The 5725-nt window shown below is 71.2% G+C and carries 8 protein-coding genes and 1 riboswitch; of the genes, 6 read left to right on the top strand and 2 right to left on the bottom strand.

Annotated elements, in window-relative coordinates; translation table 11 throughout:
* From VF697_RS07255 to VF697_RS07240, 4 genes are all read left to right on the top strand, one after another.
* Positions 1-561, top strand: a 561-nt coding sequence (locus VF697_RS07255) for a histidine phosphatase family protein (RefSeq protein WP_331092765.1), incomplete at its 5' end; no start/stop codon positions are given.
* A gap of 99 nt (positions 562-660) precedes the next feature.
* Entirely contained in the window at positions 661-900 is a 240-nt protein-coding gene (locus VF697_RS07250) for an addiction module protein (protein ID WP_331092764.1), read from the top strand.
* Positions 897-1205, top strand: a complete 309-nt coding sequence (locus tag VF697_RS07245) for a type II toxin-antitoxin system RelE/ParE family toxin (RefSeq protein WP_331092763.1) — start codon at positions 897-899, stop codon at positions 1203-1205. Before VF697_RS07250 ends, VF697_RS07245 begins: the two co-directional genes overlap by 4 nt.
* Before the next feature lie 98 nt (positions 1206-1303).
* A complete protein-coding gene (locus VF697_RS07240; RefSeq protein WP_331092762.1) occupies positions 1304-2917 on the top strand; it encodes a serine/threonine-protein kinase in 1614 nt (537 codons plus the stop codon).
* Positions 2918-2972: 55 nt separating this feature from the next.
* On the opposite strand, the gene VF697_RS07235 is transcribed toward VF697_RS07240, so the two are convergent.
* Both VF697_RS07235 and VF697_RS07230 read right to left on the bottom strand, forming a co-directional pair.
* Complete coding sequence (locus VF697_RS07235) at positions 2973-3353, bottom strand: helix-hairpin-helix domain-containing protein (RefSeq protein WP_331092761.1); 381 nt, start codon at positions 3351-3353, stop codon at positions 2973-2975.
* The gene (locus VF697_RS07230; protein ID WP_331092766.1) at positions 3350-3604 is read right to left on the bottom strand and encodes a hypothetical protein; all 255 of its coding nucleotides are present in this window, start codon (positions 3602-3604) and stop codon (positions 3350-3352) included. Before VF697_RS07230 ends, VF697_RS07235 begins: the two co-directional genes overlap by 4 nt.
* Before the next feature lie 278 nt (positions 3605-3882).
* On the opposite strand from VF697_RS07230, the gene VF697_RS07225 reads away from it, so the two are divergent.
* Positions 3883-4446 carry an FHA domain-containing protein gene (locus VF697_RS07225; RefSeq protein WP_331092760.1) on the top strand — a complete coding sequence of 188 codons (564 nt, stop codon included), beginning with the start codon at positions 3883-3885 and terminating at the stop codon, positions 4444-4446.
* 6 nt (positions 4447-4452) lie between these two features.
* Positions 4453-4684: riboswitch (cobalamin riboswitch) on the top strand.
* A gap of 49 nt (positions 4685-4733) precedes the next feature.
* Positions 4734-5725 (top strand): TonB-dependent receptor (locus VF697_RS07220; RefSeq protein WP_331092759.1); only part of this gene is annotated, 992 nt, incomplete at its 3' end.

The raw sequence follows: 5725 nt of genomic DNA, 5'->3' as shown, positions 1-5725 counted from the left end.
GAGGAGGTGCGGGGGCGGTGCTACGGGCGGCTGGACGTGGGCCTGTCCTCGACGGGGCGGCTGCAGGCGGAGCGGGCCGCGCGCTTCCTGGCCGAGGCGCCGCTGCTGCGCATCTACACGAGTCCGCGCCGGCGGGCGCTGGAGAGCGCGGCGCCGCTGGCGGAGCTGAAGGGGATGGCGGTGGACATGGAGGAGTCCTTCCGGGAGATCGACTTCGGTCTCTTCGAGGGGCTCACCTACGAGGAGGCGGAGAAGCGCCACCCGGAGGTCTACGCCGAGTGGATGGCGCACCCGACGCGGGTGCGGTTCCCCGACGGGGAGAGCTACCCGGAGATGCGCGAGCGGGTGAGGGCGGCGGGACGGATGCTGCGCACGCGGCACGCCGGGGAGACGTTCGTGCTGGTGTCGCACGGCGGGGTGAACCGGACGCTGCTGGCCGAGGCGCTGGGCATGCCGGACGACAACCTGTTCCGGCTGGAGCAGGGGTACGCGGCGGTGAACATCCTCGACTTCTACGGGGACGAGCCCATCGTGAAGCTGATGAACGTGACATTCGGCTGACTCCCCGAGAGGGACTCCCTTCCCTGGGAGCGGAGTCCCTCGCTCGGGCGCGCTCCACCCACCTCGACGGAGTTCGAGGTCGGCACTATCGTTACAAGCATGACGCGCGGCGCCCAACGTGTACTCGACGAGGCTCTCAGGCTCTCGCCTGAGGAGCAGGCACTCGTGCTGCGTGAGCTGCTGGCCCGGTTGGATGGCGAACCTGATCCCGAGGCCGAGGCGGAGTGGGCACGGGAGATCGAGCGTCGGGTCGCTGAGGCGCGGGCTGGGGCTCCAGCGGCTGGGGACTGGGAGACGATCTGTGACGAGCTCGAAGCGGAGCTCCAGCGGAAGCCGTGAACAGGCAACTCACGCTCTCGGTCCCCGCACGCGAGGAGCTTCGTGCGGCTGTCTCCTGGTACGAGGAAAGGAGCCCGGGACTCGGCCAGGAGCTTCTCGCCGCGGCCCGTGAATGCTTCCGCCTCATTCGCGAGCAACCTGGCGTGGGGAGTCCCGTCCCGGGGGTCGCGGAATCCGTGGGGGCGCGCCGTGTGGCACTGAAGCGATTTCCCTACACGGTCGTCTACGTGGAGTTGGGCGAGGAGCTCCGCGTCCTCGCATTCGCGCACATGCGGCGCCGGCCGGGCTACTGGCGCAATCGCTGAGCTCCCGGTCTCCCTCCGGGGCTTTCGAGAAGCTCGGGCGAGCAGGCCAACCCGGAGGTTGGGTAGACTGGCCCACCATGGAAGCCGCTGCTCCCAAAGTGTCGCACTCCTCCCAGCTGTTGCAGGAGTACCTGGACCAGGACGTCGTCGCTCGCGAGATGTCCATCGCGCGCTTCATGCGCGGGATGACGCTGCTGAGCTGCGTGGCCGCGGTGGTGCTCGGAGAGGTCATCACCTGGCGGCTGGCGCTGAGCCTCGCGGGGCTGACGGGTGCGATGTGCATCTACTACTCGCTCATGCTGCACACCCTGCGACAGGGCGGGTTCCACCCCGCCATCCAGTGGGTGGACAGCGCCATCACGGTGTCCATCCCGGCGGTGGTGTGCGTCGTGGATGTGTACTTCCGGGATGCCGTGTACGCGCTCACCACGCCGCCCGCGTTCGTGTGGGGCGCGCTCATCGTGGTGTGCGCGCTCCGGGCGGGCAAGGCGCTGGCCTACGCGGCGGCGGCCCTCGTCGCGGTGGAGTACATGGGGCTGTACTTGCTGGTACTTCAGCCCCGGCTCCCTCCCGACGCCCTGAGCACCCTGTCGTTCCCCATGGTGCTGATGCGCTGCGTGTTCCTCTTCGCCTATGGCCCGCTGACGGCGACGCTGGCCGGGCTCATCGTGAGCAAGGCCGAGGCCGCGCTGCGCGCCATCCGCGAGAAGGACGTGATGGGGAAGTACTTCCTCCACGAGCGGCTGGGCGTGGGCGGCATGGCCGAGGTCTTCCGCGCCACCTACAGCCCGGAGGGCGGTTTCGAGAAGCAGGTGGCCATCAAGCGCGTCCTCCCGGCGTACGCGGACAACGAGGAGTTCCTCGCCATGTTCCGGCGCGAGGCGGAGCTGGGCTCGCTGCTCATCCACCCCAACATCGTGCAGGTGCTCGACCTGGGGCGGCACCAGGGCACGGTCTTCCTGGCCATGGAGTTCGTGGACGGCATGCCGCTCAGCTCGCTGCTGAGGCGCGTCTACGGCAGGCAGCTGCCCCCGGCGGCGGTGGCCTACCTCGGCGCGGAGGTCGCCGCGGCGCTCGCGTACATGCACGGCCGCACCGGCCGCAAGGGCGAGCCGCTGGGGCTGGTGCACCGCGACCTCAACCCGCCCAACATCCTGCTGTCGCGCATCGGCGAGGTGAAGCTGTCGGACTTCGGCATCGCGCGCGCGGCCAACGGAGTCGCCCTCACCCAGGCCAAGGTCGTGCGCGGCAAGGCTGGCTACATGGCTCCGGAGCAGGCCTACGGCAAGCCCCTGGACGGTCGGGCGGATCTCTTCGCCCTGGGCCTCACCCTGCACGAGGCCCTCACCGGCCACCGGACCCTGCAAGGCGACAGCGAGGCGGATTTGATGATCGCCTCCACCCAGCAGGAGCTGCTGCCGCCCTCCCACTTCGTGCCCGGCATCTCCCCCGCGCTGGACGCCATCATCATGGGCCTGTTGCGGCATGACCGCGACCAGCGCACGCCCTCGGGCGAGGTGCTGCAACAGCAGTTGATGGCACTCTCGGGAAACGAGGCCCCCTACCCGTATGGCCGCCAGCAGCTCATCGAGGCCATGCGCCAGGTCATCACCCAGACGTCCACGCCCGTCGTGCCCCTCCAGCTCACGCCCGACATGGCGCTCACGGAGGTGGCCGACGCGGTCCCGCGGACTCGCGCGGCTCGCGGGTAGGTGGCTCCGAGGCAGAGGGTGCCCGTCCTCCGGGACACCCTCTCCCCCAGGGGCCTCAGTGCTTCGCCACCGCGTCTCCCGTGGCGCGCACCTCGTCCTCCTCCACCGGCACCTTCTCCACCCGCAGCGTCGTGGGGCCCTCCAGCGTGAGGTACGGCTTGAGCTTCAGGAACTGCTTCTTGCCGAAGCCCTTCACCCGCACCAGCTCCTCCACGCGCTTGAAGGCCCGCTTCTGCCGCCAGGCGAGGATCCGCTGAGCCGCCTTCGGCCCCACGCCCGGCAACAGGTCGAGCTGGGCCACCGTCGCCTCGTTCAGGTTCACCAGCCCCGCGTACTGGGTCCGCAGCTTCGCGCTCGCCGCCTCGGCGGCCCCGGACCCGAGCAGCACCAGCGCCAGCACCGCCGCCACGCTCACTCCCCTCACGCGCCCGCTCACGAGTGGCCTCCCACCGGCAGCGCGTCCAAGCCGCCGTCCACCCCGTAGCGCCCGCCGCCCCCCGCCTGCGCCGTGTCGCGCTTGTCCGCCGCCTCGCGCACGTGCAGCTTCCCGTCCAGCGGCAGCACGTCCAGCAACACGTTCAGCGAGCCGTCCTTGTTCACGAACGCGCTGCCCGCCCTCACCCAGATGCTCCCGCCCTTGCCCTCGCGGATGGAGAACACCGCCAACCGCTTCCCCGCCGTCAACATCAACCACCTCACCTGCTTCACCGCCGCGCCTCCATTGGCGCGGTCCCCGGCCCCAGAGCAGCTGTCATGCCAGCGGCGCTTCCCTCGGAGCGCGCCCCCGCGAGGTGTACAGCCGCGCGCGAAACGTCCGGCGAATGAGACCCACGCACGGCACGCCTGCGCTCGCCGGGCACCTCCTCCGACTCCGTCCACCTCGCCCCCACCCGTCGAGGGGGGACTGGCCGTGCGCGATCTCCATGCACACCGTTGCCGTCGCTCCGGTGGTGGAGGGATGTTCCGTGCACCTGAAGTTCTCCGTCCTCGCCTCACAATTCCTTGAAGACCCCAACGCCGTGCGCCGCTCGGTGTGCTGGCCGGTGTTGGTGTGGGAGGCGCCGCCCATGGGTGTGCGTCCCCTCTTCACGCGGAGCACCCTGCCGGGCCTCTCCATGAGCCGGCCCACCGTCGCCGAGCCGCTCGTGCTCGAAGTCCGCAAGCGCACACACGCGACCAGCCTGCACGCGGGCGTCACGCTGGGGCGCACCCCCGACAACGACATCGTCGTGGAGGACCCCACCGTCTCGCGCGTGCACGCCACCTTCCGCGAGGAGCCGAAGACGGGGGTCTGGTACGTCAACGACGACGGCAGCCACAACGGCACCTGGCACAACGGCACCCTGCTCATCCCCGGCCGCGACACGCCGCTCTTCGAGCGCGCCTCGCTGTGCTTCGGGGACGTGATGGCCACCTTCCTGCAGTTCAACGCCTTCAACCAGTTCATCCTCGACTGGCTGGCCCGGCACAACCGGGCCGCCCGCGCCGCCTCCTCCATCACCGAGGGTGGCTTGACGCGCGGGGTTTGAGCCCCTAGGAAGGGCCTGCCCTTGGGTGCCCATGCCGGGCTTTCAAGAGGGAAGCCGGTGCGAGTCCGGCGCGGTCCCGCCACTGTGATCGGGCAGCCCTGACGTCAGGGCAGGGGTCCTCGGCAGTCGCCACTCCGGCCAACCGGCGGGGGAAGGCGGAGGAGCCCTTCTGGGAGGCGCGGTGTGCGCCTCGGCCGGAGCCCGGAGCCAGGAGACCTGCCCAGGGGTGTGGGCCGTGGTGCCCGCGATGCCTTCTCTCTTCGTCGGAGAGAGTGGAAGGCGGACACATGCGGTGGTCGTACCTCGCCGGGCGGTGGTTGTGCCTGGCGCTCAGCATGAGCGGCGCCGCACTCGCCCAGCAGGCGACGGAGCCTTCCCAGGAGAGTCCCGTTTCGGACGCGCCCTCGGGCGAGCCCCTGCGCGTGCCCACCGTGGAGGTGGAGGAGGCGCGCGTCGCGCCCGAGCCCCCGGACTCGGCCGAGCGGAGGGATCCGAGCGGCGCCCTCACCGTCATCCGCGTGGACGCGTTCGGCGGCGCGGCCCGAGACACCGCGGCCATGCTGTCCACCGCCCCCGGCGTCACGCTTCAGGACTCGGGCGGCTACGGGCAGAGCAAGAGCCTCGTGGTGCGCGGCGCGTCCTCCAACGGGACGCTCGTGCTGCTCGACGGCATTCCCCTCAATGGAACGGGAGGCATCGCGGACCTCTCCCGCGTGCCCGCGGCGCTGGCCGAGCGCTTCGAGGTGCTGCGCGGCGGCGCCGGGGCGCGCTACGGCTCGGGGGGCCTGGGCGGCGCCATCAACATCATCACCCGTCGTCCTGGCGTGAGCCCTCGCGTGGCAGGGGAGCTCTCCTACGGCAGTTGGGACACGGCGCTGGGCTGGCTGTCGGCCTCGGGGCCGCTCGCGGGCGGCGAGGCGCTGCTGCTCGTCCACGGGGGCACCTCCAGCGGGCGCTTCCCGTACTCCTTTGATCCAAGCCCCACGCTGCCCGGAGACGCGCTCCTTGAGCGGCGGCGCACCAATAATGATGCGCGCGGGGCGGGGGGCCTGCTGCGGCTGAGGCGCGAGCTGGGGGGCGGCTTCTCGGCGGACCTGCTGGGCGAGCTCTCCTTCGACGAGCGGGGCCTCGCCGGCACCGCGCAGAACCCGAGTGAGGACGCGCGGCAGTCCGGAGGGCGCGGCTCGGCCAGCCTGCGGCTCGCGGGGACGTTGCCGGGCGGGGTGCGGACGAACGCGCGTGCGTACTTCCGGAGGGACCGGGTGGCGCTGTCCGGTGG

The sequence above is a fragment of the Archangium sp. genome (assembly GCF_036388035.1).
GTDB lineage: Bacteria > Myxococcota > Myxococcia > Myxococcales > Myxococcaceae > Archangium.
This window is presented reverse-complemented; position numbering and strand designations above follow the sequence as displayed.

Excerpts from the sequence above, each read along its gene's own strand:
- VF697_RS07250 (WP_331092764.1), top strand. The coding sequence starts at position 661 with ATGACGCGCGGCGCCCAACGTGTACTCGACGAGGCTCTCAGGCTCTCG.
- VF697_RS07230 (WP_331092766.1), bottom strand. The coding sequence starts at position 3,604 with ATGTTGACGGCGGGGAAGCGGTTGGCGGTGTTCTCCATCCGCGAGGGC.